Genomic DNA, 24782 nt, shown 5'->3' on the forward strand with positions numbered 1-24782 from the left:
AATGAACTTATTTTTAATGTTTTTAGTTTTCTTTTTAGAGTTTTTTTTAGTTGTTAAATTTAGCATTATTGTAAAGCCTTATTTGCAATTTATATTGCTTTTTATGATGATTGTTTTTGCTGTTTTGGTAGGATATTTTGTGTCAATTTTTATTGTAAAAAGTTTTCTTATTAAGTTGTTTGAACTAGATCAATAAAAAGAGAGGATTTGTGTCTTTAAGAGTTTTAATTGCTGGCGAGGTTGTCGGCAATGCCGGGATTATTGTTATAAAATCTTTTTTATCATCCTTTAAGGTTGAAAAAAAGATTGATTTTGTAATATCTGGCAATAATTTTACTACGGGTTTAAGAGGCCTTGGCAAGAAGCATGCCTTTTTATTAAAAAAGTATGGAATTGATGTTTTAACTTTAGGTGAAAATGCGTTTGCAAGGCCTGATCTGTCTGACGATCTTGATAGGTATAATTTTATTTTAAAACCTTTAAATTGTCCTGCAAAATTAAAAGGTTATTCTTATTTTATTTATAATATTAATGGCAAAAAATTAGCTGTGATTAGAATCATAGGTCAAACAGGAATAACTAAATATAAATTTAATCATCCTTTTTATAGTTTTGATTTTTTTTATCAAAGAATCAAAATGCAAACAAATAATATTATTGTTCTTTTTGATTCAAATACTACAGCCGAAGTTAATGCTTTGTTTTTTTATCTAAAATCAAGAGTTAGTGCGTGTCTTGGAACCGGGAAAAGGATTTTAACAGCCGATTTGAGAATTTTGGATAATACCGCTATTATAACTGATTTGGGCAGAGTTGGGAGCTTGGACAGCGTTATTGGATATTCTCCTGATTTAGAGGTGGATAAATTTTTGAAAGGATTTTTAAATCAGAGATTTAATGAATCTTGGGAAGGCCTTGGTTTTAACGGTGTTTTAATTGATATCGATGAGAATGGCCATTCTTTTTCTGTAGAGACCGTTAGAGAATATATAGATTGTAAATCAAGTTTAAAAGATATGGATATTGTTTGATATTCATATCTTTAGATATTCTTTAAATTTTAATAATCTTGTCTGTGAGATTTAATTTTATTAAGTTTTTATATATAGGAGAATGGATTATGCATAGTTATATTGTAGAAGGCGGCTATAAGATAGGTGGTCAAATTACAGCTAGCGGGAACAAGAATGCTGCTTTACCTTGTATTTTGGCTGCTTTGCTTACTGATGAAGAGGTTATTTTAGAAAATATTCCCAATATTAATGATGTAAAAGTTGTTTTAGATATTTTAAGTGACATAGGAGTAAGTATTGTAAGAGAGGGAAATATTTTAAAAATAAAAGTTTTAAATATTGTAAAAACAGAAATTGATTCCTCTCTTACAGACTTAATTAGGGCTTCCATACTTTTATTAGGCCCTTTTGTTTCTAGGTTTGGGAAAATAGATATGGCACTTCCAGGAGGAGATGTGATTGGAAAGAGGCGACTTGATACTCATTTTTACGGGCTTTGCAAGCTGGGTGCCAAGTTAAGCACAAAAGATAGAAGGATTGTTTTAAAGGCCAACAAGCTTTTTGGAGCTGAAATGTTTTTAGATGAAGCTTCTGTTACAGCTACAGAAAATATCATTATGGCGGCAGTTCTTGCTGAAGGAAATACGGTTATTATGAACGCTGCTTGTGAGCCACATGTTCAAGATTTATGTAATATGTTAAATTCAATGGGTGCTAATATTTTAGGAATTGGTTCAAATGTTTTAGAAATAAAGGGCGTAAAAAAATTAAGTGGGACTGTATTTAGAATAGGGGCTGATTTCATGCAAGTTGGTTCTTTAATTAGTCTTGCTGCATTAACAGGGGGTGAGCTGGAAATTAAAAAAGCAGATCCTCAGCATTTCAGATTAATTAGATATGTATATTCAAAGCTTGGCATTAATTTTGAATATGATAGGGAAAATGTATATGTAAGAGATAAGCAAGAATTAAAAGTTAAGTTAGATTTTGGTGGACATATCCCAAAAATTGATGATGGTCCATGGCCAGCCTTTCCAACAGACCTTATGAGCATTATTATAGTCACAGCAACTCAAGTAGAGGGCACAGTTTTAGTTTTTGAGAAGATGTTTGAATCTAGGATGTTTTTTGTAGATAAATTGATAAAAATGGGTGCTCGAATTGTTCTTTGTGATCCACACCGTGTAGTAGTTACAGGTAAATCTTCCCTTAAAGGTAATGTTTTATCTTCTCCGGATGTACGAGCGGGAATGTCTCTTCTTATTGCTGCTTTTGTTGCTGAAGGGCGCAGCGAGATTCAAAATGTTTATCAAATTGAAAGAGGATACGAAGATGTGGTTAGCAAATTAATTAATTTGGGTGCAAAAATAAAGAAAGTTAAAAGTCAATAGTTTGGTGTTGAGCTTAATTATTATGTGTGATTTATGGAAAATGTTTTTAATAGAAGATAAAGATGGGGTATTAAAAGGTTGAATTATGAATGAAAATATATTACATTAATTTTTATTTCTGGAATTTTTTGTTATTTTATTTAGTTAGTATGTTTGAATTATTATTAAGGCTTTAATATTTTTAATTTTTTGATTTTATAGTTTAAAGATCTTAGTATAAGAAATAATATTGATAAATTGATAAAAATTTGCAGAGAAGTATTTCTGATTTTGAATTTTTATTTTTATAATATTAGTTATTCTTTAAAATAAAGTATTTATTTCTCTGCTTTAATTCATAAGAATGGTTTTAATTTTATTAATTACTTTTATTTATGATTAACATCAGAATTGTTAAAATTTTGTTATTTTATTATATCTGATTTTAATTTTTCTGTGTTTAGTTATGATTTTTTTGGTGTGGCAGGTTAATAGATTTTATTTATATCTTGGCCATTTAATGCATAACATGTTAATTGTTTTGATACTATATATTAATTTTTAATTTTTGAAATTAAAAATTAAAAACTTTTTTATTACTGATGAATAAATCTGATTTTAGATTTTTTATAAAAAATATTTTAGATGGGGATAAAATTTTATGTCTACAAATAAGAGCAAGACCAGGGAATTAATATTAAATGGCAATTTATATAAGGTTCTTTTTTTAATAAGTTTTCCTATTGTTATAACCAATATTATTCAAGCTTTTTATGATCTTACCGATATGTTTTATGTTGGCAAGCTTGGAGCCATGCCTTTGTCAGCGCTTTCACTTGCTGGTCCTGTAAATTTTTTTATTATGGCTATTGCCATGGGAATGGCTACAGGAAGCATTTCTTTGATGTCAAGATGCATAGGAGAGGGAAATTTTTCTCGTTTTTCAAGGTATGCAGGGCAACTTATTGTTTTAAACCTTGTTTTATCCCTATTTATTACTATTTGTGTGTTTTTTTTAATTGAGCATCTTTTAGATTTGTTGGGTGCAAAAGGGGAGCTTAAAGAACTCTCAAGGGTTTATTTTTATGTGACAATTTTTGGAATACCTATTATGTTTTTAAGTATTTCAATTACATATATTTTAAATGCTCAAGGAGAAACTATCCTTTCAATGACAATAGTTTTATTTGCTAATATTGTTAATTTTGTTCTTGATCCCATTTTAATATTTAGTTTTAATATGGGCATTGCTGGGGCTGCTTGGGCCACTTTATTTTCAAAATTATTAACCGTTGCTTTTTATTTATTTTTGACTTACAGGTTAAATTATGGATTAAAAATTCATCTAAAGGATTTGATGATAGATATAAGATCCATTAAAGAAATTGTTAATCTGGGATTGCCTTCAACTTTTGGGCAAATAATGGTTTCATTGTCTTTTTTTATTTTCAATTATATAGTTATTGAGATTAGTCCCAAATTTTTGGCAGCTTATGGACTTACAAACACCATTATTTCTTTTTTATTTCTTCCTGCTATGGGAATTGGTACCGGAATTATTTCAATTGTTGGTCAAAATCTTGGTGCTAAGAAAATCAATAGGGTGGGAGAAGTTCTTAAAAAAGGATTTTTTATTTCTTTAGCAATTTTATTGATAATAAATTCGATTGTTATTTTTAATAAACAGCTTATACTAGGGTTGTTTACCAATGATTTAGAAGTTTTAAATTATGCTAATAATTATTTATTGTTAACAACTATTGGCACTTTTGGATATGGACTCCAACAAGTATTTTTTGGAGGACTTATTGGGTCTGGCAGGACAAAAATTGCAATGATTGTTATTTTTATTAGGTTGTGGCTTATTCGTCTTCCGGTAGTTTTTATTTTTCAATATTTTGGCATAATTGAAAATTCTTTGGGTTATGCTTTTATAATTTCGAATTATTTGGCAATTATAATTTTAGTTGCTTTTACTTGCACTCGTTATTGGGCTAAGCCTATTTTAATTAAAAATACAAATAGTAATTAAGATTTGCTTTATATTTACATTTTGTCTAAAAATAGCTGATTTGTTTTTAATAAATTTAGTGTTCTTAGGCTTAAAAATAGATTTTAGATTTTTTGTTAATCTATTTTAAAGTGTAATTGTTTGTTTGCAATAAAGCTTAGTGAAGTGGAATTGATTTTAATAATTTTAGTTTTAAATCATTTCTCTTTGTCATTGTTTTTCAAAAACATATAATGTGTTTTTTCTTTTGGTGTTGATTTTAGTTTTTAAATGAAAAGTTTTTGTTTCAAGCCCATTAAGTTTTTCTCTTATTAATTCACCTGTTTTGCTGCCTTCTTTAAAAATTGCTAATGAATTTGCATTTATATCTTCTGCGCTTTTGTTTTTAAGAGTAATTATTAAATTATTTTTGCTGTCGGATTTGTAGTTTACTATTTCTACTTTTTTGTTAGTTTTTATAGCGCTAATAAGATAGGTAATTTCTTTTGCATTTTCTTTTGATTTTATTGTGTTTGTTTTCGTGCAAGACATAAAAGCAATTGAAATGCCAAAAATTGCAAGTGTTGGCAGTAATTTAATCTTAAATTTTTGAGCTTTCATTATTTTTTATTATATTTTTTATTGGGGGGAGTGTTAACCTTTTTGACAAAATAAATGCGTTTGATCAATTTAAAATAGTGTCTGGATTTCAAAAAATATTTACTATTGTTTTGAATTTTATGTTTTTGAATATATTAGTTGAGCATTGTTTATTTTAAGTGTTTGGTTTTAAAGCTTTATTGTTCAGTATTTTGTGCTTTTCTTTAATTAATGTAAAATTTATGATAATTTTTGATGCTATTATATGTGTGGTGAATTGAGTTTAAAAGTTTAAGTGTATTGACTATATTTTATAAAATGTGTAGAATTTTAAAGCTATTAAAATTTTTTAGAAAAACACGCAGTGCGGGTCAATTTCTAAAAAATTGATTTTTCATTTTTTTGATTGTTTGTAGCTATTTTCTTATTTTAATAAGAATAAATTTGTTAAAAATTTTTTAGAGAGATTAAATGTAAGTAGCTATTTAGAATGTGAAATTTAGGAGGTTAGTCATGGCAAAAGAAGTTTTTCAAAGAACAAAGCCGCACATGAATGTTGGAACAATAGGGCATGTTGATCATGGTAAAACAACATTAACAGCGGCTATTAGTATTTATTGTTCAAAAGTAAATAAAGACGCAAAAGCATTAAAGTATGAAGATATTGATAATGCGCCTGAGGAGAAAGCAAGGGGAATAACAATTAATGCTAGGCATATTGAGTACGAAACAAACAATAGACATTATGCTCACGTGGATTGCCCGGGGCATGCTGATTATATAAAAAATATGATTACAGGAGCAGCTCAAATGGATGCAGCGATACTTTTAGTTGCCGCTGATAGTGGTGCTGAGCCTCAAACAAAAGAGCATTTGCTTCTTGCTCAAAGAATGGGAATAAAGAAAATAATAGTTTTTTTAAATAAATTAGACTTAGCAGATCCTGAACTTGTTGAGCTTGTTGAAGTTGAAGTTTTAGAACTTGTTGAAAAATATGGCTTTTCAGCTGATACTCCAATAATTAAAGGCTCCGCTTTTGGGGCTATGTCAAATCCAGAAGATCCTGAATCTACAAAATGTGTTAAAGAACTTCTTGAATCTATGGATAATTATTTTGATCTTCCAGAAAGAGATATTGACAAGCCATTTTTGCTTGCTGTTGAAGATGTATTTTCTATTTCAGGAAGAGGCACTGTTGCTACTGGGCGTATTGAAAGAGGTATTATTAAAGTTGGTCAAGAAGTTGAAATAGTTGGTATTAAAGAAACCAGAAAAACCACTGTTACTGGTGTTGAAATGTTCCAAAAAATTCTTGAGCAAGGCCAAGCAGGGGATAATGTTGGACTTCTTTTAAGAGGAGTTGATAAAAAAGACATTGAGCGGGGGCAAGTTTTGTCAGCCCCAGGTACAATTACTCCACACAAGAAGTTTAAAGCTTCAATTTATTGTTTGACTAAAGAAGAGGGCGGTAGGCACAAACCATTTTTTCCAGGGTATAGACCACAGTTCTTTTTTAGAACAACCGATGTTACGGGAGTTGTTGCTTTAGAAGGCAAAGAAATGGTTATGCCTGGTGATAATGTTGATATTATTGTTGAACTGATCTCTTCAATAGCTATGGATAAGAACGTAGAATTTGCTGTTCGAGAAGGTGGAAGAACTGTTGCTTCAGGAAGAATTCTTGAGATATTGGAATAGGTTAAGACTTTAAGGATATATTTAATACTCTCTAAAGTTTAGGAGAATAAATTGATTGCTAAAGATAAGATACGCGTAAGATTATTTAGTTTTGATATTAAAATATTAGACCAGAGTGCCGAATCTATTGTGAAAGCTGTTCAGAAGGCTAAAGCTCAAATCAAGGGCCCAATCCCTTTACCGACAAAAATAAAAAAATATACTGTTTTACGTTCTCCTCATGTCAATAAAAAATCAAGAGAGCAATTTGAGATGAGAACTCATAAAAGGCTTATTGATATCTTAGAGCCCACTTCTGCTTTAATGGATTCTTTAATGAAATTAGAGCTTCCAGCAGGTGTTGAAGTAGATATTAAACAGTAAATGATATTTTAAGTATATGAATTTGAGGTGTTTTAATGTTGGGATTGATTGGAAAAAAAGTTGGCATGACTCAGATATTTCAGAAAAATGGTATTGTGGTTCCTGTTACTGTTATAGAGTTTCAGCCCAATTATATTATAGGGAAGAAAACAGTCGATAGAGATGGTTATAGCGCTCTTATAGCAGGTTCTGTTGATCTTAAGAGTTCTAAAGTTTCAAAGCCCATAAAAGGGCAATATAAAAGTTTAAAAGATATCGAGCCTAAAAGATATGTGATAGAGCTTAAGGGTCTTGACGGATATGATGCTGGTGATGAGATTAAGGTTGATGTTTTTAAGTCAGTTAAGTATGTAGATGTTACAGGTACTACTAAAGGCAAAGGTTTTCAAGGGGCTATGAAAAGGCATAATTTTAGTGGTGGGCCATCTTCTCATGGATCAAAATTTCATAGACATCTTGGTGGAACAGGACAAGCTACTACTCCTGCAAGAACATTTAAAGGGACTAAAATGGCTGGTAGAATGGGGGGAAATCAACAAACTATTCAAAATCTTGAAGTTATTTTAATCGATGAAGAAAAAAGAGCTCTTCTAGTAAAAGGGGCTGTGCCTGGTGCCAAAGGTTCTTTTGTTGTTGTTAAAAAATCTAAAAAGTAGGTATTTAGTATGGAAAGAAAAGTTTTTTCTAAAGATGGGAAAGAGATTGGAACTGTAAATTTGGATGACAGAGTTTTTAATATAGAAATTAGTCATGGGTCTATTTATAATGCTATAAAAAATGAGTTGTCTAATCTTAGGGTTGGAACATCTTCAACTAAAACCAGATCAGAGGTTAGGGGTAGCTCTAAAAAGCCCTGGAAGCAAAAAGGAACCGGTAGAGCTAGGGTTGGTACAAAGCGAAATCCGGTTTGGATTGGCGGAGGCATAGCATTAGGGCCAAAACCTAGGGATTATAGCTATAGATTGCCTAGAAAGGTAAAAAGGCTTGCATTTAAGTCTGTATTAAGTTTGCGCGCTGCTGATGAAAATGGTTTTAAAGTTGTTGAGAATTTTAATATTGAATCTGGAAAAACGAAAGATCTTGCTTTAATAATAAAGAATTTTGCAAGTTTTAATGGCAAGGTGGTTATTCTTTTGGGTAATGATGATCAGATGATAAAAAGGGCTGGCAAAAATATAAGAGATTTAAAGATTTTGTCTTTTGATAAACTTAGGGTTGTTGATTTATTTTATGCTAAGAATTTAATAGCTCTAGAATCTGCTGTTAACAAGCTCAATGAGTTTTACATTAAATAAAAAGGATGTTGAGGATAAGTATGAAGGCTTATGATATAATAATTTCACCTATGCTTACTGAAAAAACTAATACTCAAAGGGAAAGTATTAATGTTTATGTTTTTAAGGTTAATAAGAGAGCAAATAAAAAAGAGGTTAGCGCAGCAATAAAAGAACTTTTCAATATTACTCCAGTATCATGTAATTTGCTCAATATTAAAAGCAAATCCAAGGTTGTGGTGTCTCGAAAAGGGTATCCTATAGGTAAGGGAAAAACTTCTTCATGGAAGAAGGCATATGTTTATCTCAAAAAAGAAGATAAAATAGATATTTTTTAGTGGTTTTGGAGAAAAATAAATATGGGTATTAAGACTTATAAGCCAAAAACTTCTTCTTTGCGCTATAAGACGACTTTATCTTTTGATGATTTGAGTAAAGGTAATGATCCTTTGAAATCTTTAACAAAAGGTAAAAAATTGAAATCAGGCAGAGATTCTTCTGGTAGGATTAGTATTAGAAGAAGAGGTGGTGGGCATAAGAGAAAGTATAGGTTGATTGATTTTAATCGAAGAGATAAATTTAGCATTCCTGCTCGAGTTTCTTCTATTGAATATGATCCCAATAGAAGTGCTAATATAGCTTTGCTTGTTTATAAAGATGGAGAAAAAAGGTATATTATTTCTCCTAAAGGCATTAAGGTTGGAGATGTTTTGGAAAGTGGTCCTAATGCCCCAATTAAAATTGGCAATGCCTTGCCTCTTGAAAATATTCCTATTGGAAGAACTGTTCACAACATTGAGCTTAATATTGGAAAAGGTGGACAACTTATAAGAAGTGCTGGTGGATATGCTATGATACTTGCTTCTGACGGGAATTATGTCACTGTAAAATTATCATCTGGTGAGGTAAGATTGATTTTTAAAAAATGTATTGCAACAATTGGTGAAATTGGAAATGAAGATTATGCCAATATTTCTATAGGGAAAGCTGGTAAAAGTAGGTGGCTTGGTAGAAGACCCAAGGTTAGAGGTGTTGCTATGAATCCTGTTGACCATCCGCATGGTGGTGGTGAGGGGAAAACTTCTGGAGGTCGCCATCCTGTGTCTCCTTGGGGACAGCCTACTAAAGGCTATAAGACTCGCAAGAAAAAGAGATATTCAGATAAATTTATTATTAAAAGAAGGAATAAATAGGAGAGCATAGTGGCAAGATCTATTAAAAAAGGACCTTTTATAGAAAAGAGTCTTTATCAAAAAGTTTTATCATCTTTTGGAAGTGATAAGAGGGTTGTTATTAAAACCTACTCCAGATCTTCAACAATAATTCCTGAAATGGTAAGTCTTACTATATCTGTTTACAATGGCAAAACTTTTATACCTATTTATATTACTGAGGATCTTGTGGGGCACAAGCTTGGTGAGTTTTCACCTACAAGAATTTTTAGAGGGCATGCTAAGTCAGATAAAAAGGGAAGGAAGTAAGTAGTTATGTTGGTAAATAGAAGATATACAGCAAGGGGCAAAAATTTACCCTCTTCTCCAAAAAAAGTTAGGCCAATAGCTGACAATATACGGGGGGAGTCTTATATTAAGGCTATTGCAGTGCTTTGTTCTATGCCTAATAAAGGAGCTAAGCTTTTAGAAAAAGTGGTTAAATCAGCAGCATCAAATGCGATGTATCACAATAAAAATCTTTCCGAAGACATGATATTTGTTAAAACAGTTATGGTTGATGATGGGCGTCGTCGTAAAAAGATTTGGCCTAGAGCTAGGGGTAGGGCTGATAGGCTTGTTAATAGAAATTGTCATATTTTTGTTGAAGTTGATGAAAAAAAAGATATTAAAGGATAAAGCATGGGCCAAAAAGTACATCCATATAGCTTAAGGGTAAAAATTAATAGGGATTGGAAATCAAAATGGTATTTTGATAAAAAATTGTATTCTGCAATTCTTCATGAAGATTTTTTAATAAGGCGAGAAATTATGAAGTTTCTTAAAGGGATTAAATTTGATATTTCTGATATAGAAATAATTAGAAATAACCCCCAAAAAGTAACAGTAGTAATTGTTACTCCAAGGCCTGGTTCTGTGATAGGGCTTAAAGGGGCTAATCTTGAAAAGATTGGCCAATTGTTAACTAAAAAAATTTCTAAAAAGATTAGCATTAAGATTAAAGAGATTAAAAGACCAGAGCTTGATGCTCAAATTATTGCTAATGGGATTGCAAAGCAAGTAGAAAATAGAGCTTCTTATAGAAAAGTTTTAAAATCATCTCTTGCTACTTCTATGTTAAAAGGTGCTCAAGGGCTAAAAATTAAGATTGCTGGTAGACTTGGTGGGGCGGAGATTGCTCGAAGCTTTGAGGTTAAGGAGGGTCGGGTTCCTTTACACACTCTTAGGGCCAATATAGATTATGGATTTTCTGAGGCTCAAACTACTTATGGCATTATTGGAGTTAAGGTTTGGTTATTTAAAGGTGAAGTTTTGGGCAGGCAAACCAATTCTGATGCTGGCCAGATAATAAATAAAAAGTCTTTTAGAGAAAGAGGCGATGCTGTTAAAAATTTTGATAAAGCTTTAAATAATAGAGAGAAGGCTAATGAAAAGCAAACTAGGTTTTTGAATAAAAAAGATGGGCCATCTAAAGATGAATTAGATCTTTTAAATAAAAAAAAACCTAGTGTGTCTTTTTCTAAAGAAAGAATCAATTCTAATGAGCAGGATATTGGAGGATAATTAGATGTTAAGTCCAAAAAAGGTTAAATATAGAAAGAAGCAAAGAGGAAGATTGTCTGGAGAAGCCCAGAAAGGCAATAAAATTTCTTTTGGTGAATATGGACTTGTTTCTTTGGAAACAAATTTTATTACTGCTCGTCAAATTGAGTCTGCTCGTATTGCAATGACTCGTAAAATAAAAAGAGGTGGAAGGGTTTGGATAAGAATATTTCCTGATATTCCTTATACTAAAAAACCAGCTGAAACTAGAATGGGCAAGGGTAAAGGGGGTGTTGATCATTGGAATGCTCCTGTTAAGCTTGGTACTGTTATGTTTGAAATGTCAGGAGTTGTGGAGGAGCTTGCTCAAGAGGCCATGTCACTTGCAAGCTCTAAGCTTCCAGTAAAAACCATGTTTGTTGTAAGGCGAGATTTGAGGTAGTTATGTTGAAAAATTTTAAAAATTTTACTCTTGAGGACATGAAGGCTAAAAGGCTAGAATTAAAGAAAGAATATTTAGATTTAAGATTTAAATCTGTTGTTGGTCATGTTGAAAATCCTTTAAAGAAAAGAGAGATTAGACGTGATATTGCAAGGCTTAATACAATGATTTATGAATATGAATTAGGTATTAGAAAGGTTTAGATATGGCAAGAGAAAATAAAAAAGAATTAATTGGCAAAGTCGTTAGTGATAAGATGTCTAAGACTATAGTAGTAGAAATTGTTCAAAGAAAGATGCATCCAATTTATCATAAGTATTTAAAGGTTAGTAAAAAAGTTAAAGCTCATGATGAAAAAGAAGTTTCAAAGGTTGGCGATAAGGTAAAAATTATTGAGGTTCGACCTATTAGTAAAGATAAAAGATGGTCTCTTGTTGAGGTTTTAGAAAAATTAAAATAGTTTTGATTTTTCTAAAGGAGGTTGATAATGATTCAGATGCAAACGTATTTAACAATTGCGGATAATACTGGTGGCAAGGTGGCTCAATGCATTAAGGTGCTTGGTGGCAGTAAAAGGCGTTATGCCAAAATTGGGGATATAATAACTATTGCAGTAAAACAAGCAATTCCTAATTCTTCCGTTAAAAAAGGAGATGTTTATAAAGCTGTAATTGTTAGAACTTCTAAAGAAGTAAGACGGAAGAATGGAACTTATGTTAGATTTGATGATAATGCTTGTGTGATACTTGATGCTAATTTAAGCCCTAGGGGCAAAAGGGTATTTGGACCTGTTGCAAGAGAACTTAGAGATGCTAATTTTATGAAAGTAGTATCATTAGCTTCAGAGGTTATATAGCAAAAGGGGGATTTTGTGAAGACAAAGTTGAAGATAGGTGATAGCGTGAAAATTCTTTCTGGAAAAGATAGGGGTAGAATAGGCAAGATTGCTATTATAAATAGAAAAAAAAATAAAGTTATTGTTGAATCTTGCAATATGGTTAAAAAAGTCATTAAAGCTAGGACACCCCAAGAAAAAGGTAGAATAATAGATAAGGAGGCCGCTATAGATATTTCAAATGTTATGATATTTGTCAAGGGAACTCCTTCAAGATTGGGGATTAGGTTTGAAAATAATGAGAAAATAAGGTATCTTAAAAAAAATGGACAGAGGATATAGAGTTTATGAATTATGTTCCTGAATTGAAAAGATATTATAAAGATATCGTTACAAAAGAGCTTGTTAAGGAATTTGAATATAAATCTATAATGCAAGTTCCCAAGCTTGAGAAAATAGTAATTTCTGTAGGCGTTGGAGAGGCTGTTAGGAATAAAAAGCTATTGGATTCTTCTGTTTTAGAGCTTGCTCAGATCACTGGGCAGAAAGCTGTAAAGACAAAAGCAAAAAAAGCAATCGCCGGGTTTAAAATTAGACAAGGGCAAGAAATAGGTGCCAAAGTTACACTTAGAGGTAATGCAATGTATGAATTTTTATATAAGCTTATTCATTTAGCATTGCCAAGGGTTAAGGATTTTAGGGGAATCAATGGGAATGCTTTTGATGGTAATGGAAATTATTCTTTTGGAGTGACGGAGCAAATAATATTTTCTGAAATAGACTATGATAAAATAGAAAGAATATCTGGCTTGAATATTACGATTGTGACAACAGCTTCAAATGATAAAGAAAGCAAAGCTTTGCTTTTGAAATTTGGAATGCCGTTTAGTAATTAGGGGATTTATAAGGTATATGGCAAAAAAATCAATGATTATTAGGGCTTTAAGAAAGCCCAAGTATAAAACAAGGCAAAATAATAGATGTAAGTTGTGTGGTCGTCCAAGAGGATATTTAAGAGATTTTTGTATGTGTCGAATATGTTTTAGAAAGTATGCGTCTGAAGGATTAATTCCTGGCGTTTCAAAATCAAGTTGGTAAGGGAATTTTATGGCGATTACTTATTCAGTAGGAGATATGCTAACTAAATTAAGAAATGCAAGCAGAGTTAGGCATGGATCTGTAGATTTAAAGATGTCCAATATGAATAAATCAATATTAAACATTCTTAAAGAAGAGGGTTATATTAAGGATTTTAATTTTTTAGAAAAGGAAGGAATTGCTTTTATTAGGGTTTTGCTAAAGTATGACAGCAAAAGAAATCCTGTTATAAATAAAATAGATGCCATTTCCACTCCCGGTAGAAAAATTTATTCTTCATATAAAAATATGCCAAGAATAAAGAATGGATATGGAATATTAATTATATCTTCTTCTCAAGGTGTTATTACTGGCAAGGAAGCTAAAGATAAAAAAATAGGTGGTGAGTTGATTTGCTCAGTTTGGTAGTTTAATAGGGGGATGTATGTCACGTATTGGAAGACTTCCAATAAAGATTCCAGATGCTGTTAAGGTTGATGTTAAAGACAACTTAGTGATAGTTGAAGGCACTAAAGGAAGATTAATTCAAGATATAAAAGACAGTATTAATGTTAAAGTTGAGAATGGCAGTATTGTTGTTGATCGGGTTTTTAATGATAAAAAAGCAAAAGCTTACCATGGTCTTTACAGAAGTTTGATTTTTAATATGGTAAAAGGAGTGACTGAGGGATTTTCTAAGTCTCTTACTATAAATGGTATAGGGTATAGAGTAGAGCAACAAGGTAATAGCCTTTTTTTAAGCCTTGGTTATTCAACTCAGTTTGAATATGTTATTCCAGATGGTATTAGTGTAAAGCTTGATGGAAATACTAAAATTTCTGTTGAAGGAATAGATAAATTTAAGGTTGGTCAAGTTGCTGCTGAGATTAGAAGTTTAAAAAAACCAGAGCCGTATAAAGGAAAAGGTATTAAGTATGATAATGAAGTTATTAGAAGAAAAGTCGGAAAATCTGGTGTAAAAAAATAAATTTTGGGTTAATAATTATGAAAAAAATAAAAGAAGCAGAACAGAGAAAGCTTAGACGTAAAAAAAGAATAAAGGATAAAATAGGGCGAGGAGTAGCTAGTAGGCCACGAATTACCATATTTAAATCTAATAGGTATTTTTATGCGCAAGTTATAGATGATAGTAAGGGACATACTGTTGTAAGTATTTCTACTATTGAAAAAAGTCTTAATTTAGGCAAGAATATTGATGATATAAAAAAACTTGGAGAAGTTCTTGCTAAAAGGCTTAAGGAGAAAAATATAAATAATCTTATTTTTGATAGAAATGGTTATAAGTATCATGGACTTATTGCAAGTTTTGCAACTTCTTTGAGAGAGTTTGGTATTAATATTTAAGTTTAAGGGAGTGTATTTATGGTAGATGTTCAGGCTCAGAGAAAGCAGATAGAAAAATTAATATCACTCAACAGAGTTACTAAGGTCGTTAAGGGCGGGAGAAGATTCTCTTTTGCTGCTTTCATGGTTGTTGGAGATGGGGAAGGACATGTTGGTTGGGGCTTTGGTAAAGCTAATGATGCTAGTGATGCAATAAAAAAAAGTTTAACAAGTGCTAGGAAAAATTTAAGATTTGTTCCTATTCGAAAAGGAACATTGCCACATGAGGTTATTGGTTGCTTTAAAAAAGCCAAAGTTTTTATCAAACCAGCTACTCATGGTACTGGTGTTATTGCAGGGGGGCCCGTTCGTGCTGTAATGGAGGCTTTAGGAGTGCATGATATTTTGAGCAAATCTCTTGGTTCTAATAATTCTATGAATGTAGTAAAGGCAACCTTTAAGGCATTTGATTTAGTTTTGAATGCTGAAAAAGTGGCAGAAATGCGAGGGAAAACTTTGAAAACTTTATGGGGTTAATATATGATTAAAAGGAAATTAAGATTACAACTAAAGAAAGCTAGGTTTAATGCTTCAAGGTCTAGGTCTAAGAATAAATGTTTTATTAGAAGAATGGAAAATAATAGAAAAATTATTTCTAAAAACAATATTAATGTACAAGTTTTTCTTGTAAGAAGTCTTATTGGGAAATTAAATAAAAAGGTCAAAGTTTTAAAAGCATTAGGTTTAAATAAAATAGGCGATAAAAAGGTGCATTTTTTAAATGAATCTATTAAGGGCATGCTTAACGAGACTATTAATATGATTTTATTAAGCGAGGTAATGTAATGTTTAACCTGTTAAAGCCTAAGGGGGCGAGTAAGCGACGTAAAATTGTTGGCAGAGGCCCGGGTTCAGGGCTTGGTAAAACTTCTGGAAGAGGTCAAAAGGGGCAAAAAGCAAGAAATACTTCGCCAAGACTTGGATTTGAAGGTGGGCAGACTCCTCTTTATAGAAGACTGCCGAGGAAAGGTTTTTCTAATAGCGATTATAAATTGGAATATGCGATTGTTAATCTTGGAGATATAGATAAAAAATTTCAGGATGGACAAGTTGTCAATTATGATACTTTACTTGAAAATAAACTTATAAAAAAGAAAAATAAAAAAATTAAGATTTTATCTAATGGCAAGTTTACAAAAAAAGTTTCTTTTGAGGTTTCTAAAATTTCTAAATCGGCCGAAAACCTTGTAATAAAAATTGGATGTACTATTAAATTAGTTTAAAGTGGAATAAAGATGAAAGAATTGTTTTTAAGTTTATTTACCGTTAAGGATTTGAGAAATAAGTTCTTGTTTACTTTATTTGTTCTTTTTCTTTTTAGAGTTGGTTCATATTTGCCGATACCAGGAATAGATTCTATAGCGCTTAAAAGTTATTTTAAGTCGCAATCAGATTTTTCAATTGCTAATTATTTTGATTTTTTTTCAGGGGGAGCTTTTAGTAATTTTTCTATATTTATGCTTAGTATAGGACCTTACATTTCGGCATCTATTATTGTTCAGCTTCTTGTTTATTCTTTTCCTTCTTTGAAAAAAATGCAAGAAGGTGACGGAGGGAGACAAAAGACTAAAAAATATACAAAATATTTAACAATAGTTGCAGCTGTAGTTCAAGGATACGCAACAAGTCTTTATGCTAAGGGTATTCCGGGTGCTGTTACCATTCCCTTTTATAGATATATATTTATTGCTATTTTAACGGTTACTGCCGGTACATTTATCCTTTTGTGGTTTGGAGAGCAAATTAATCAAAGAGGTGTAGGCAATGGAACATCTTTGATAATTTTTTCTGGCATAGTTGTTAGACTTCAGGCGGCTTTGTTTAACTTATTCCAAAGCATGCAGGATCCTTCTCAAAATGTTAATCCTGTTTTTGTTATACTTATTATAAGTATATTTATTTTAGTTGTTATATTAATTATATATGAATATAAGGCTCAAATGCGAATTACCATTCATTATGCCAGGGCAAATTCTAATAGCACAGTTAGTTCATATTTGCCAATCAAGTTGAATCCATCGGGTGTTTTACCTGTTATTTTTGCCTCTGTTTTAATTACTCTGCCTTTACAAATTTTAAGCGGTTTTGCAGAAACTTCTTCTATAGCTAGACAAATTTTATCTTATTTAAGGCCCAATGGTTTTTATTATACTTTTCTGAATGTAATTTTGATAATTGGATTTACATATTTTTATTCTAAGATTCAATTAAGCCCCAAAGATATAAGCAATAATATTCGTAAGAATGGGGGTGTTATTCCGGGAATAAAGTCTGATGAGATGGAAAAATATTTAGATGAAATTATGAATAAAACTTTATTTTCAGGATCTATTTTTTTGTCAATTATTGCAATTATCCCATTTTTAGTGCAAAATATTTTTAGATTTCCGCATGATGTTTCTAGAATAATAGGGGGGTCTTCTTTGCTTATTATGGTAGGAGTTGCTCTTGATACATTGATTCATGTTGATGCTTATTTGAAAACTCAAGGATTTTCTCACGGAAATAAAAAGAATTATGCATTTTTGCAAAAAATTTAGGAGTGTTTGATTATGAAAGTTAGAGTAAGTGTAAAGCCAATTTGTGAAAAATGTAAGGTTATAAAAAGAAAAGGCGTATTAAGAATTATTTGTGATAATTTAAAGCATAAACAAAGACAAAAGTAAAAATTAGAGGAAATAAAATGGCTAGAATATCGGGAATAGATTTACCAAATAATAAACAATTAAAAATAGCGCTTACTTCTATTTATGGTATAGGTAGAACAAGAGCTTTGGAAGTTTGCAATAAATCAAATATTTCTCCAAGTAAAATTGCAAAAGATTTAGATAATGATGAGGTTAATCGACTTAGGAAGGCAATTGAGAGTGATTATGTTGTAGAGGGGAAACTTAGAAGTGAAGTTGCAATGTCTATTAAAAGACTTATGGATATAGCGTGTTATAGGGGCGTTAGACATAGAAAAGGATTGCCATTAAGGGGACAGAGAACTAAAACGAATGCAAGAACTAGAAAAGGAAAAAGAAAGACTGTAGCTAATAAGAAAATAGCTAGCAAGTAAAATAGTTTTTAAGATTTGGAGGGCAAGTTGAGCGCAAAATTATCAACTAATAGTAAAAAAAAAATCAAAAGAAATATCGGAGAAGGAAGGGTTTATATACAAGCTACTTTTAATAATACCATAGTTACTGTATCTGATATAAAGGGTAATGCTTTAGCCTGGGCAAGTGCTGGTGGAATGGGTTTTAAAGGGGCTAAAAAGTCGACCCCATATGCTGCTCAAATAACAGCAGAGTCTGCTTTAAATAAAGTGAGAGATTTTGGAATTAATTATGTTCATGTGTATATAAAAGGTCCGGGCATTGGTAGAGAATCTGCAATAAGGGCTATTGGTTCGATTGGTATGACTGTAAAATCAATTTCAGATATTACTCCTATTCCTCATAATGGATGCAGACCTAAAAAAACCAGACGAGTTTAACTAGAAGGAGTTATGATGCCTGTGGAAAAATTTTTGAAAGATTTTACTATACCTGAAAAAATTGAATTTTTGAAAAGTCAAGGTGATGGGTCTTATGGTAAATTTACGATATATCCTTTTGAAAGAGGCTTTGGGATTACTATAGGTAATACTTTAAGGCGTGTGTTACTTTCTTCTATTGAAGGGTATGCGATTACTGCTATGAGAGTTCAATCTAACAATAAAGACTCTTCGTCAAAGGTTGTTTCAAGTGAATTTGATTTGATTCCTGGAGTTTCTGAAGATACTCTTGAAGTTATTGCTAATATTAAAAATATCCATTTGAAACTTGGAGAAGGAGAGCAAAGAAAGACAATAAGCTTTAGTGTTAGCGGCAAAGATACCAATGTTTTGAAAGCTTCTCATTTTGAAAGAGATGGAGTTGAGGTTTTTAACAAAGATTTAGTTATAGCTACTTTATCACATGATGTGGATTTAGATCTTGAATTTCAAATTAATTATGGCAGAGGTTATGTGTCTTCTGAGCAAAATTCTAAGTATTTAGAAGAAGTTAATGTTATTGCTTTAGATTCTATATTTTCTCCTATAGAGAAAGTTTCGTATTCTGTAGAAGATACTAGAGTTGGCCAAAGGTCAGATTATGACAAGCTTGTAATGGAAATTTGGACTACGGGTGTTATATCTGCCAAAGATGCAATAAAAAAGGCCGCATCAATAGTAAGAGAGTTTTTGTTTCCCCTTGTTGATTTTGAAGACAATGTTAATACATCTTTTAATAAGTCAAAATCAGAAAGTTCTAACTTACTTGATATGGGTATTGAGAAATTGAATTTATCAGTCAGATCTTTAAATTGTTTAGCTAAAGAAAATGTTAAGACCTTAGGGGAACTTATTAGTAAAAACGCAGAAGAGCTTTCTAAAGCTAGAAATTTTGGAAAAAAAAGTTTAGAAGAGATAATCGAAAAACTTGATTCTTATCGATTATATTTAGGAATGTCTAAAGAAGATGCTCTATCTGTATTGAGTAAGAATGTTAAAATATCTGAATAAAAGGAGAGTTTAGACTGTTTCATGAAAACAAAATTAGGTTTTAATAGATTAAGTAGGAAGTCTAGTCACAGAAGAGCACTTTTAAAAAATATGGTAATTTCTTTTTTAAAGCATGAAAAAATTTCTTCTACTAAGGCAAAATTGTTCGAAGTTAAAAGATTTGCTGAAAGATTGATTACAAGAGCAAAAGTTGATACTGTGCATAATAGGCGAGAATTATCAAAATTTATACATGATAAATATATTTTAAATAAGCTATTTACCAAAATTTCTCCTGTTTTTAGACAAAGAAGTGGTGGGTATACTCGTATGATTAAATTAGGAAAAAGATATGGAGATTCGGCTGAAATGGCTATCCTAGAATTAGTTGAAAAGCCTTTAAAAGTTGAATAATTAATAATTTGGGCACACTGTTTTAAAGATTAAATTTTAAATTGCTTTTAAACAGGATAGGAGTTAAATGATATGATATATATTATTTTTTCTTCTATTTTTGCTGGCTTTATATTAGGATTTTTAGTAAGAGTTTTTTTAGGTAGATTGTCTTTATTAGATTTAGAAAAAAATCTGAAAAAATTAAGAGTAGAATCACAATTAGAGATAGAAAATGAAAGAAGGCAAATTATTGCTAATGCAAAATCTCAAATGCTTAAAGAAAAAAACCAGCAAGATAGGGATATAAGAGATCGGAAAAATGAGATTGTTAATCTAGAAAAAAGATTATTACAAAGAGAAGAAACCTTAGATAAGAGAATATCTGCTCTTGATAAGCAGCAATCTAGAGTTGATTTTAAAATTAAAGAATTTGAACAAAAAGAAAAAGTAATAAGAGAAAAAGAGGCCGATCTTGTTAAAAGATTAGAAAATATTTCTGGTCTTACAAGAGAAGACGCAAGAAAAATTGTAATTGAAAAAATTGAACATGAGTCTAAAAGAGATGCTCAAGTTATTATCAATAAAAGTGAACAGGAAGCACAACTATTAGCAGATAAGGTTGCAAAAGATATTTTAGTATCTACTATGCAGCGTATTGTTACAGAGGTAAGTTCTGAGTTTACAGTGGCTTCTGTTGAACTACCTAATGATGAGATGAAAGGTAGGATTATAGGCAAAGAAGGGCGCAATATTAGGGCTCTTGAGACTTTAATAGGAGCGGATATTATTATTGATGATACGCCTGAAGCTGTTGTTATATCTTGCTTTGATCCAATAAGAAAAGAGCTTGCTAAGAGGACTTTAGAAAGGCTTGTTACAGATGGAAGAATTCATCCTGCTAGGATTGAAGAAGTTGTGTATAATGTTACCAACGAGATAAATAGCATTATTCAAGAAGAAGGTGAGAAGGTAGTTTTTGACCTTAATATACATGGGCTTGATAAGAGACTTATTAGAGGGTTGGGAAGGCTTTACTTTAGAAGTAGTTATGGTCAAAATGTTTTAAGTCATTCTAAAGAAGCGGCTATAATAGGAGAAATTTTAGCTAAAGAGATGAAATTAGATCCTGTTGTAGTAAAAAGAGCATGTCTTTTGCATGATATTGGGAAGGGGATGGAAAGTATTTCTGATAACAGCGAAGGACATGCTATTACTGGTGCTGAACTTGCTCAAAGTTGTGGAGAGAGCGAAATTGTTGTTAATGCTATTGCTGCACATCATAATGAGGTGAAGCCCGAAAGTCTTGAGGCTATTGTGGTTCAAATAGCAGATGCTATCTCAGCATCTCGTCCTGGTGCAAGAAGGGAAAGTTTAAATAACTATATAAATAGACTTAAAAGACTTGAAGACATTGCATATGGTTTTGAGGGTGTTCAAAAATGTTATGCTATTCAAGCTGGTCGTGAAGTTAGAATTATTGTTGACAATGCCTTGATTAATGATGAAAAATCAATTTTACTCGCAAGAGATATTGCTAAGAAGATAGAAGCCGAAATGAGATATCCTGGAAAAATTAAAGTTACAATTATTCGCGAAACTAGAGTTATTGAATATGCAAGATAGCACTATTAAAACCTTGATAATTGGGGATATAATAGGCGAAAGTGGATTAAAAAAAGTTTTTTTTAATCTTAAAAACATTAAGAATAAATATAGAATAGATTTGGTAATTGCTAATGGAGAAAATTCTTCAAATGGTTTTGGAATAACTCCAGAAATAGCAAATAATCTTTTTAGGTCAGGCGTTAATGTTATTACTACCGGTAATCATGTGTATTCTAATTACAAAATAAATGATTACTTAAATAAGCAAACATATATCTTAAGGCCAAATAATTTTTCAGATTTTTTAGATGGGCATGGTTATTGTTTTTTGACTATTAAAGATGAAAAGGTTGCTGTTGTTAATGTTCAAGGGGTTTTAAATATGAATTTTATTGTTAAAAATCCTTTTGATAATACAAAAAAATTGGTTAATATGTTGAACAATAAGGCTAGAACTATTTTTGTAGATTTTCATGCTGAGAGTAATTATGAAAAAGAAAGTTTTGGATATTTTTTAAATGGTTTTGTAACAGGTGTGGTTGGTACTCATACCCATGTTATGACTCAAGATGAAAGGATATTATCAAAAGGCACAGCCTATATTAGTGATATTGGAATGACAGGCGGATTAAATTCTGTGATAGGATTTAATCCCGATATTTCTCTTAAAGGGCTCCTTGAATATACCCCTTTGAGAGCTGAAGTTGTTGAAGATGACACAATTTTACAAGGAGTTATTATTACTTCTAATTTAAAGACAGGTCGTGCTTTAAAAATTGAAAGGATTCAGAAATAATTTATTAAATTTACTTTGTAAAAGGTATCCAGAAAAAACACGAGAAGAATTAATGATCTTAATTCTAAAAGGTAATGTATATGTAAATTCTCATAAAGAAAAAAATCCTAAAATGTTGATAAACAAAACAAGCAAAATAGATTTGGTTGAGAGTTCTTGTCAAACATTTGTATCAAGAGGAGGGTACAAGCTTTTAGAGGCTCTTAAAGATTTTGAGATCAAAGTTAAAAATAAAATTTGTGTTGATGTTGGCTCTTCAACCGGCGGTTTTACCGATTGTCTATTGCAGTGTGGTGCCAATTTTGTTTATTCAATTGATGTGGGCATTAATCAACTTTCTTATAAATTAAGAATTGATCCAAGAGTTAAAGTTTTAGAGAGAACTAATATTTTTAATGTTACAGAATTTAAGATTATTCCTAATTTTGCCGTTGTAGATGTTTCTTTTAGATCATCAATAAGTATATGTGTAAATTTAATAGATAAACTTTCTGATAATTTTATTTTAGTTTTAATTAAACCTCAGTTTGAGCTTAAAGGTTTAAATTTAGATATAAAAAATTTTAATGGTGTTGTGAATGTTAATTATTTGAAGATAATTTTGCAAAGTGTGATTGAAAAATTCTATAAAAATAAATTACAAGTTAAAAATATATTAAAGGTAAAAACCAAAGGTAAAAAAGGTAACCAAGAATTCATGTTTTTAGTTGTCAAGTCAAGTGTTTTAAATATTGTAAGTTCTATGCAATTGCTTAGCGATATTGAATTTTAATATTTATCTAAAGTCTTTTTATTTAATATTCCCGAAAAATTTAAGTTTAATTCTTCAAGTATTATTGGATTATTTTCTATTGTTAAAATTATTCCATCAATTCCTTTAATTTCAAGACATGTTAAGATTATTTGAGCGATTTGATTAATTATTCCTTCAATTCCAAAACTATTTTCATAAAATTCTTTAGATAAGTTTATTTTGGCAATTCCTTCGCTTAGGCGTAAATTTAAAAGCTTGGTTTTTATAGGGATTAAACTTAAAAAATTATTTTTTAGCTCGTATTCATTTGGTCCCTTGATTAAAGATTTTAGTGTTTCTTCAAGAATGTTTTTGTCATAATATATGGCTCTTTTTACAGTTTGTCTTAAAAAATAACCTTCTGGGGTTACTTTTATAAAATAAAGTTTAATAAACTTTTTGTTTTTAAGGTTATTATTTCTTTGGTTTTTCTTAAGTTCTTCTTCAAGTTTTTTTATTTCTGGTGGTTGGATTAAAAAACTTTCATTTTTAAGTATTTTTATATTTGTATTTTTATTGGTAGTTTTTTTAGCTTCAATTAATTTATTATTCTGCGTTTGACTTGATTCGAATAAACTGTTATCGTAATTTTTTTCTTTAAAAATATGCATAATAAGTGAATTTTTGATTATTAATAGCACACTAATTATTGTTAAAACAATAGCAATTAAAATTAAAAGTATGTCTGATTTGGTTGAGCTTGAACTTTTTTTTCTTTTCAATATAAACACTCATGTGTAATTGGCATAAATACTAATATTTGCTATTATAATGGAAATATCGGAATAAATAAAGAGGTTTATTTGCTTTGATTAATTATAAAAAGGTTCTTATTGTTGGCAGACCAAATGTTGGTAAATCTGCTTTATTTAATCGAATTTTAAATACAAAAAGAAGTATAACCGAGAGTGCTTACGGTGTTACTAGGGATTTAGTTGAAGAGGTTTGTAAGGTTGATTCTTTTCATTTTAAATTAATTGATACTGGTGGGTTTACTGTCTTGAAAGATGAGATTAGTAAAATTGTTGTGCAAAAGGTTTTAAGCTCTTTAGAAAAAGTGGATTTAATTTTATTGGTTTTAGATATTCATGAAATTTTACTTGAAGATTATCAGATTATTGAAAGACTGAGAAAATATAGTAATAAGGTTGTTTTGGTCTTAAACAAAGTAGATACTAAAGATAAGGAATGTTTAGCTCATGAATTTCATAATTTAGGATTCAAGCGCTATTTTATGGTTAGTGCAGCCCATTGTCGAGGCATTACTAAGCTTAGAGATTTCTTAAAAGTAGAAGTTGGTGAATCTAATATTGAGAATGGAGTTGATATTAAGGTTGGAATTATAGGTAAGCCCAATTCAGGCAAATCTACCCTTATTAATTATTTATCTGGAAATGAAATTGCAATTGTTTCGGATCAACCTGGTACTACTAGAGATTTTATTAAAACTAAGTTTACTAAAAATGGAAAGGTTTTTGAGATTATTGATACAGCTGGTATAAGGCGAAGGGCAAGAGTAAATGAAATTGTTGAATATTATTCTGTTAATAGAGCATTAAAAGTAATTGACATGGTAGATATTGTGTTTTTGTTGATTGATGTTAAAGAAGAATTGACTTCTCAGGATAAAAAGATTGCACATTGTGCTGCTAAAAAGGGAAAAGGAATTATTATCGTGTTTAGTAAATGGGATCTTGTGGAGGAATCCAAAGGTTATTTTGAAGCCTTAAAGAGTCGTGTGAAGTTTTTTTTTCCTATTTTAAATTTTGCTCCTATATTTAGAATTTCTGTTCATAAAAAGATAGGCTTAGATTCTCTTTTTAAAGAATCTTTTAAGTTAAAAGATCAGCTTGAGCTTAAAACCAGTACTTCAGATCTAAATAAAATGTTAAATTTATGGAT

At 30.6% G+C, this 24782-nt stretch carries 38 protein-coding genes; 36 read left to right on the forward strand and 2 right to left on the reverse strand.

From position 1 onward, the window contains the following. Window positions 1-16 precede the first annotated feature (16 nt). The 4 genes from LRB30_RS05920 to LRB30_RS00595 all read left to right on the forward strand — a co-directional run bounded on the left by LRB30_RS05920 (window position 17) and on the right by LRB30_RS00595 (window position 4415). Window positions 17-196, forward strand: coding sequence for a hypothetical protein (locus LRB30_RS05920; protein WP_316257655.1), 180 nt, complete (start codon window positions 17-19; stop codon window positions 194-196). A gap of 13 nt (window positions 197-209) precedes the next feature. After that, window positions 210-1031 carry a TIGR00282 family metallophosphoesterase gene (locus LRB30_RS00585; RefSeq protein WP_231014331.1) on the forward strand — a complete coding sequence of 274 codons (822 nt, stop codon included), beginning with the start codon at window positions 210-212 and terminating at the stop codon, window positions 1029-1031. 89 nt (window positions 1032-1120) lie between these two features. Beyond that, complete coding sequence (gene murA, locus LRB30_RS00590; protein WP_231014334.1) at window positions 1121-2404, forward strand: UDP-N-acetylglucosamine 1-carboxyvinyltransferase; 1284 nt, start codon at window positions 1121-1123, stop codon at window positions 2402-2404. Window positions 2405-3044: 640 nt separating this feature from the next. Next, complete coding sequence (locus LRB30_RS00595; protein WP_231018612.1) at window positions 3045-4415, forward strand: MATE family efflux transporter; 1371 nt, start codon at window positions 3045-3047, stop codon at window positions 4413-4415. A 189-nt stretch (window positions 4416-4604) separates the two neighbouring features. On the opposite strand, the gene LRB30_RS00600 is transcribed toward LRB30_RS00595, so the two are convergent. Next, window positions 4605-4994, reverse strand: a complete 390-nt coding sequence (locus LRB30_RS00600; RefSeq protein ID WP_231018614.1) for a hypothetical protein — start codon at window positions 4992-4994, stop codon at window positions 4605-4607. 492 nt (window positions 4995-5486) lie between these two features. On the opposite strand from LRB30_RS00600, the gene tuf reads away from it, so the two are divergent. The 31 genes from tuf to LRB30_RS00755 all read left to right on the forward strand — a co-directional run bounded on the left by tuf (window position 5487) and on the right by LRB30_RS00755 (window position 22859). Then, window positions 5487-6671 (forward strand): elongation factor Tu, encoded by a 1185-nt coding sequence (gene tuf / locus LRB30_RS00605; RefSeq protein WP_231014085.1) that lies wholly within the window; start codon window positions 5487-5489, stop codon window positions 6669-6671. 51 nt (window positions 6672-6722) lie between these two features. Then, complete coding sequence (gene rpsJ / locus LRB30_RS00610; protein ID WP_231014087.1) at window positions 6723-7034, forward strand: 30S ribosomal protein S10; 312 nt, start codon at window positions 6723-6725, stop codon at window positions 7032-7034. Window positions 7035-7069: 35 nt separating this feature from the next. Further along, entirely contained in the window at window positions 7070-7690 is a 621-nt protein-coding gene (gene rplC, locus LRB30_RS00615) for a 50S ribosomal protein L3 (RefSeq protein WP_231014088.1), read from the forward strand. Between the two features lie 9 nt (window positions 7691-7699). Then, window positions 7700-8329, forward strand: coding sequence for a 50S ribosomal protein L4 (gene rplD, locus LRB30_RS00620; RefSeq protein ID WP_231018615.1), 630 nt, complete (start codon window positions 7700-7702; stop codon window positions 8327-8329). 20 nt (window positions 8330-8349) lie between these two features. After that, window positions 8350-8646, forward strand: a complete 297-nt coding sequence (rplW, locus tag LRB30_RS00625) for a 50S ribosomal protein L23 (protein WP_231018616.1) — start codon at window positions 8350-8352, stop codon at window positions 8644-8646. Window positions 8647-8667: 21 nt separating this feature from the next. Beyond that, window positions 8668-9501: a 50S ribosomal protein L2 gene (rplB, locus tag LRB30_RS00630; RefSeq protein WP_231014094.1), complete on the forward strand. Its 834-nt coding sequence runs from the start codon at window positions 8668-8670 to the stop codon at window positions 9499-9501. Between the two features lie 9 nt (window positions 9502-9510). Then, window positions 9511-9789, forward strand: coding sequence for a 30S ribosomal protein S19 (gene rpsS / locus LRB30_RS00635; protein ID WP_014540695.1), 279 nt, complete (start codon window positions 9511-9513; stop codon window positions 9787-9789). Between the two features lie 6 nt (window positions 9790-9795). Beyond that, a complete protein-coding gene (gene rplV, locus LRB30_RS00640) occupies window positions 9796-10158 on the forward strand; it encodes a 50S ribosomal protein L22 (RefSeq protein WP_071983452.1) in 363 nt (120 codons plus the stop codon). 3 nt (window positions 10159-10161) lie between these two features. Further along, entirely contained in the window at window positions 10162-11043 is an 882-nt protein-coding gene (rpsC, locus tag LRB30_RS00645) for a 30S ribosomal protein S3 (protein WP_231014095.1), read from the forward strand. Window positions 11044-11047: 4 nt separating this feature from the next. Next, window positions 11048-11464, forward strand: coding sequence for a 50S ribosomal protein L16 (gene rplP, locus LRB30_RS00650; protein WP_231014096.1), 417 nt, complete (start codon window positions 11048-11050; stop codon window positions 11462-11464). A gap of 2 nt (window positions 11465-11466) precedes the next feature. After that, window positions 11467-11667, forward strand: a complete 201-nt coding sequence (gene rpmC / locus LRB30_RS00655) for a 50S ribosomal protein L29 (protein WP_231014097.1) — start codon at window positions 11467-11469, stop codon at window positions 11665-11667. A 2-nt stretch (window positions 11668-11669) separates the two neighbouring features. Next, window positions 11670-11924, forward strand: coding sequence for a 30S ribosomal protein S17 (gene rpsQ / locus LRB30_RS00660; protein WP_002557078.1), 255 nt, complete (start codon window positions 11670-11672; stop codon window positions 11922-11924). 27 nt (window positions 11925-11951) lie between these two features. Beyond that, a complete protein-coding gene (gene rplN, locus LRB30_RS00665) occupies window positions 11952-12320 on the forward strand; it encodes a 50S ribosomal protein L14 (protein ID WP_231014098.1) in 369 nt (122 codons plus the stop codon). Between the two features lie 15 nt (window positions 12321-12335). After that, complete coding sequence (rplX, locus tag LRB30_RS00670) at window positions 12336-12641, forward strand: 50S ribosomal protein L24 (RefSeq protein ID WP_231014099.1); 306 nt, start codon at window positions 12336-12338, stop codon at window positions 12639-12641. A 5-nt stretch (window positions 12642-12646) separates the two neighbouring features. Next, complete coding sequence (gene rplE, locus LRB30_RS00675; RefSeq protein WP_231014100.1) at window positions 12647-13195, forward strand: 50S ribosomal protein L5; 549 nt, start codon at window positions 12647-12649, stop codon at window positions 13193-13195. 16 nt (window positions 13196-13211) lie between these two features. Continuing rightward, window positions 13212-13397: a type Z 30S ribosomal protein S14 gene (locus LRB30_RS00680; RefSeq protein WP_002557082.1), complete on the forward strand. Its 186-nt coding sequence runs from the start codon at window positions 13212-13214 to the stop codon at window positions 13395-13397. 9 nt (window positions 13398-13406) lie between these two features. Then, window positions 13407-13805 (forward strand): 30S ribosomal protein S8, encoded by a 399-nt coding sequence (gene rpsH / locus LRB30_RS00685; protein WP_184107264.1) that lies wholly within the window; start codon window positions 13407-13409, stop codon window positions 13803-13805. A gap of 16 nt (window positions 13806-13821) precedes the next feature. Next, the gene (gene rplF / locus LRB30_RS00690) at window positions 13822-14364 is read left to right on the forward strand and encodes a 50S ribosomal protein L6 (protein WP_231014101.1); all 543 of its coding nucleotides are present in this window, start codon (window positions 13822-13824) and stop codon (window positions 14362-14364) included. Window positions 14365-14381: 17 nt separating this feature from the next. Beyond that, the gene (gene rplR / locus LRB30_RS00695) at window positions 14382-14741 is read left to right on the forward strand and encodes a 50S ribosomal protein L18 (protein WP_231014102.1); all 360 of its coding nucleotides are present in this window, start codon (window positions 14382-14384) and stop codon (window positions 14739-14741) included. 18 nt (window positions 14742-14759) lie between these two features. Next, window positions 14760-15257, forward strand: coding sequence for a 30S ribosomal protein S5 (gene rpsE / locus LRB30_RS00700; RefSeq protein WP_231014103.1), 498 nt, complete (start codon window positions 14760-14762; stop codon window positions 15255-15257). 3 nt (window positions 15258-15260) lie between these two features. After that, on the forward strand, window positions 15261-15566 hold the full coding sequence (gene rpmD, locus LRB30_RS00705) for a 50S ribosomal protein L30 (RefSeq protein WP_002657114.1): 306 nt from the start codon (window positions 15261-15263) through the stop codon (window positions 15564-15566). After that, window positions 15566-16003, forward strand: coding sequence for a 50S ribosomal protein L15 (rplO, locus tag LRB30_RS00710; protein WP_231014104.1), 438 nt, complete (start codon window positions 15566-15568; stop codon window positions 16001-16003). The genes rpmD and rplO overlap by 1 nt, the downstream gene beginning before the upstream one ends. 12 nt (window positions 16004-16015) lie before the next feature. Continuing rightward, complete coding sequence (gene secY / locus LRB30_RS00715; RefSeq protein ID WP_231014105.1) at window positions 16016-17320, forward strand: preprotein translocase subunit SecY; 1305 nt, start codon at window positions 16016-16018, stop codon at window positions 17318-17320. A 12-nt stretch (window positions 17321-17332) separates the two neighbouring features. Then, the gene (rpmJ, locus tag LRB30_RS00720; RefSeq protein WP_002557090.1) at window positions 17333-17446 is read left to right on the forward strand and encodes a 50S ribosomal protein L36; all 114 of its coding nucleotides are present in this window, start codon (window positions 17333-17335) and stop codon (window positions 17444-17446) included. A gap of 17 nt (window positions 17447-17463) precedes the next feature. Then, a complete protein-coding gene (rpsM, locus tag LRB30_RS00725; RefSeq protein ID WP_231014106.1) occupies window positions 17464-17841 on the forward strand; it encodes a 30S ribosomal protein S13 in 378 nt (125 codons plus the stop codon). A 27-nt stretch (window positions 17842-17868) separates the two neighbouring features. Further along, the gene (gene rpsK / locus LRB30_RS00730; protein WP_231014107.1) at window positions 17869-18261 is read left to right on the forward strand and encodes a 30S ribosomal protein S11; all 393 of its coding nucleotides are present in this window, start codon (window positions 17869-17871) and stop codon (window positions 18259-18261) included. A gap of 15 nt (window positions 18262-18276) precedes the next feature. Continuing rightward, window positions 18277-19311, forward strand: coding sequence for a DNA-directed RNA polymerase subunit alpha (locus tag LRB30_RS00735; RefSeq protein ID WP_231014108.1), 1035 nt, complete (start codon window positions 18277-18279; stop codon window positions 19309-19311). A 21-nt stretch (window positions 19312-19332) separates the two neighbouring features. Next, window positions 19333-19704: a 50S ribosomal protein L17 gene (gene rplQ / locus LRB30_RS00740; protein ID WP_231014109.1), complete on the forward strand. Its 372-nt coding sequence runs from the start codon at window positions 19333-19335 to the stop codon at window positions 19702-19704. Window positions 19705-19776: 72 nt separating this feature from the next. Next, window positions 19777-21309: a ribonuclease Y gene (gene rny, locus LRB30_RS00745; protein WP_231014110.1), complete on the forward strand. Its 1533-nt coding sequence runs from the start codon at window positions 19777-19779 to the stop codon at window positions 21307-21309. Further along, entirely contained in the window at window positions 21299-22087 is a 789-nt protein-coding gene (locus LRB30_RS00750) for a TIGR00282 family metallophosphoesterase (RefSeq protein WP_231014111.1), read from the forward strand. The genes rny and LRB30_RS00750 overlap by 11 nt, the downstream gene beginning before the upstream one ends. Further along, window positions 22068-22859 carry a TlyA family RNA methyltransferase gene (locus LRB30_RS00755; protein WP_231014113.1) on the forward strand — a complete coding sequence of 264 codons (792 nt, stop codon included), beginning with the start codon at window positions 22068-22070 and terminating at the stop codon, window positions 22857-22859. The genes LRB30_RS00750 and LRB30_RS00755 overlap by 20 nt, the downstream gene beginning before the upstream one ends. Here LRB30_RS00755 and LRB30_RS00760 read toward each other — a convergent pair. Next, complete coding sequence (locus LRB30_RS00760) at window positions 22856-23602, reverse strand: GerMN domain-containing protein (protein WP_231018617.1); 747 nt, start codon at window positions 23600-23602, stop codon at window positions 22856-22858. The genes LRB30_RS00755 and LRB30_RS00760 overlap by 4 nt on opposite strands. Before the next feature lie 86 nt (window positions 23603-23688). On the opposite strand from LRB30_RS00760, the gene der reads away from it, so the two are divergent. Beyond that, window positions 23689-24782 (forward strand): ribosome biogenesis GTPase Der (gene der / locus LRB30_RS00765; protein ID WP_231018618.1); only part of this gene is annotated, 1094 nt, incomplete at its 3' end.

It is taken from the genome of Borreliella americana, from assembly GCF_021043605.1.
GTDB lineage: Bacteria > Spirochaetota > Spirochaetia > Borreliales > Borreliaceae > Borreliella > Borreliella americana.

Coding starts and splice junctions, on each gene's coding strand:
- LRB30_RS05920 (WP_316257655.1), top strand. CDS start 17: ATGTTTTTAGTTTTCTTTTTAGAGTTTTTTTTAGTTGTTAAATTTAGC.
- murA (WP_231014334.1), top strand. CDS start 1,121: ATGCATAGTTATATTGTAGAAGGCGGCTATAAGATAGGTGGTCAAATT.
- LRB30_RS00595 (WP_231018612.1), top strand. CDS start 3,045: ATGTCTACAAATAAGAGCAAGACCAGGGAATTAATATTAAATGGCAAT.
- LRB30_RS00600 (WP_231018614.1), bottom strand. CDS start 4,994: ATGAAAGCTCAAAAATTTAAGATTAAATTACTGCCAACACTTGCAATT.
- tuf (WP_231014085.1), top strand. CDS start 5,487: ATGGCAAAAGAAGTTTTTCAAAGAACAAAGCCGCACATGAATGTTGGA.
- rplC (WP_231014088.1), top strand. CDS start 7,070: ATGTTGGGATTGATTGGAAAAAAAGTTGGCATGACTCAGATATTTCAG.
- rplD (WP_231018615.1), top strand. CDS start 7,700: ATGGAAAGAAAAGTTTTTTCTAAAGATGGGAAAGAGATTGGAACTGTA.
- rplW (WP_231018616.1), top strand. CDS start 8,350: ATGAAGGCTTATGATATAATAATTTCACCTATGCTTACTGAAAAAACT.
- rplB (WP_231014094.1), top strand. CDS start 8,668: ATGGGTATTAAGACTTATAAGCCAAAAACTTCTTCTTTGCGCTATAAG.
- rplV (WP_071983452.1), top strand. CDS start 9,796: ATGTTGGTAAATAGAAGATATACAGCAAGGGGCAAAAATTTACCCTCT.
- rpsC (WP_231014095.1), top strand. CDS start 10,162: ATGGGCCAAAAAGTACATCCATATAGCTTAAGGGTAAAAATTAATAGG.
- rplP (WP_231014096.1), top strand. CDS start 11,048: ATGTTAAGTCCAAAAAAGGTTAAATATAGAAAGAAGCAAAGAGGAAGA.
- rpmC (WP_231014097.1), top strand. CDS start 11,467: ATGTTGAAAAATTTTAAAAATTTTACTCTTGAGGACATGAAGGCTAAA.
- rpsQ (WP_002557078.1), top strand. CDS start 11,670: ATGGCAAGAGAAAATAAAAAAGAATTAATTGGCAAAGTCGTTAGTGAT.
- rplN (WP_231014098.1), top strand. CDS start 11,952: ATGATTCAGATGCAAACGTATTTAACAATTGCGGATAATACTGGTGGC.
- rplE (WP_231014100.1), top strand. CDS start 12,647: ATGAATTATGTTCCTGAATTGAAAAGATATTATAAAGATATCGTTACA.
- LRB30_RS00680 (WP_002557082.1), top strand. CDS start 13,212: ATGGCAAAAAAATCAATGATTATTAGGGCTTTAAGAAAGCCCAAGTAT.
- rpsH (WP_184107264.1), top strand. CDS start 13,407: ATGGCGATTACTTATTCAGTAGGAGATATGCTAACTAAATTAAGAAAT.
- rplF (WP_231014101.1), top strand. CDS start 13,822: ATGTCACGTATTGGAAGACTTCCAATAAAGATTCCAGATGCTGTTAAG.
- rplR (WP_231014102.1), top strand. CDS start 14,382: ATGAAAAAAATAAAAGAAGCAGAACAGAGAAAGCTTAGACGTAAAAAA.
- rpsE (WP_231014103.1), top strand. CDS start 14,760: ATGGTAGATGTTCAGGCTCAGAGAAAGCAGATAGAAAAATTAATATCA.
- rpmD (WP_002657114.1), top strand. CDS start 15,261: ATGATTAAAAGGAAATTAAGATTACAACTAAAGAAAGCTAGGTTTAAT.
- rplO (WP_231014104.1), top strand. CDS start 15,566: ATGTTTAACCTGTTAAAGCCTAAGGGGGCGAGTAAGCGACGTAAAATT.
- secY (WP_231014105.1), top strand. CDS start 16,016: ATGAAAGAATTGTTTTTAAGTTTATTTACCGTTAAGGATTTGAGAAAT.
- rpmJ (WP_002557090.1), top strand. CDS start 17,333: ATGAAAGTTAGAGTAAGTGTAAAGCCAATTTGTGAAAAATGTAAGGTT.
- rpsM (WP_231014106.1), top strand. CDS start 17,464: ATGGCTAGAATATCGGGAATAGATTTACCAAATAATAAACAATTAAAA.
- LRB30_RS00735 (WP_231014108.1), top strand. CDS start 18,277: ATGCCTGTGGAAAAATTTTTGAAAGATTTTACTATACCTGAAAAAATT.
- rplQ (WP_231014109.1), top strand. CDS start 19,333: ATGAAAACAAAATTAGGTTTTAATAGATTAAGTAGGAAGTCTAGTCAC.
- rny (WP_231014110.1), top strand. CDS start 19,777: ATGATATATATTATTTTTTCTTCTATTTTTGCTGGCTTTATATTAGGA.
- LRB30_RS00750 (WP_231014111.1), top strand. CDS start 21,299: ATGCAAGATAGCACTATTAAAACCTTGATAATTGGGGATATAATAGGC.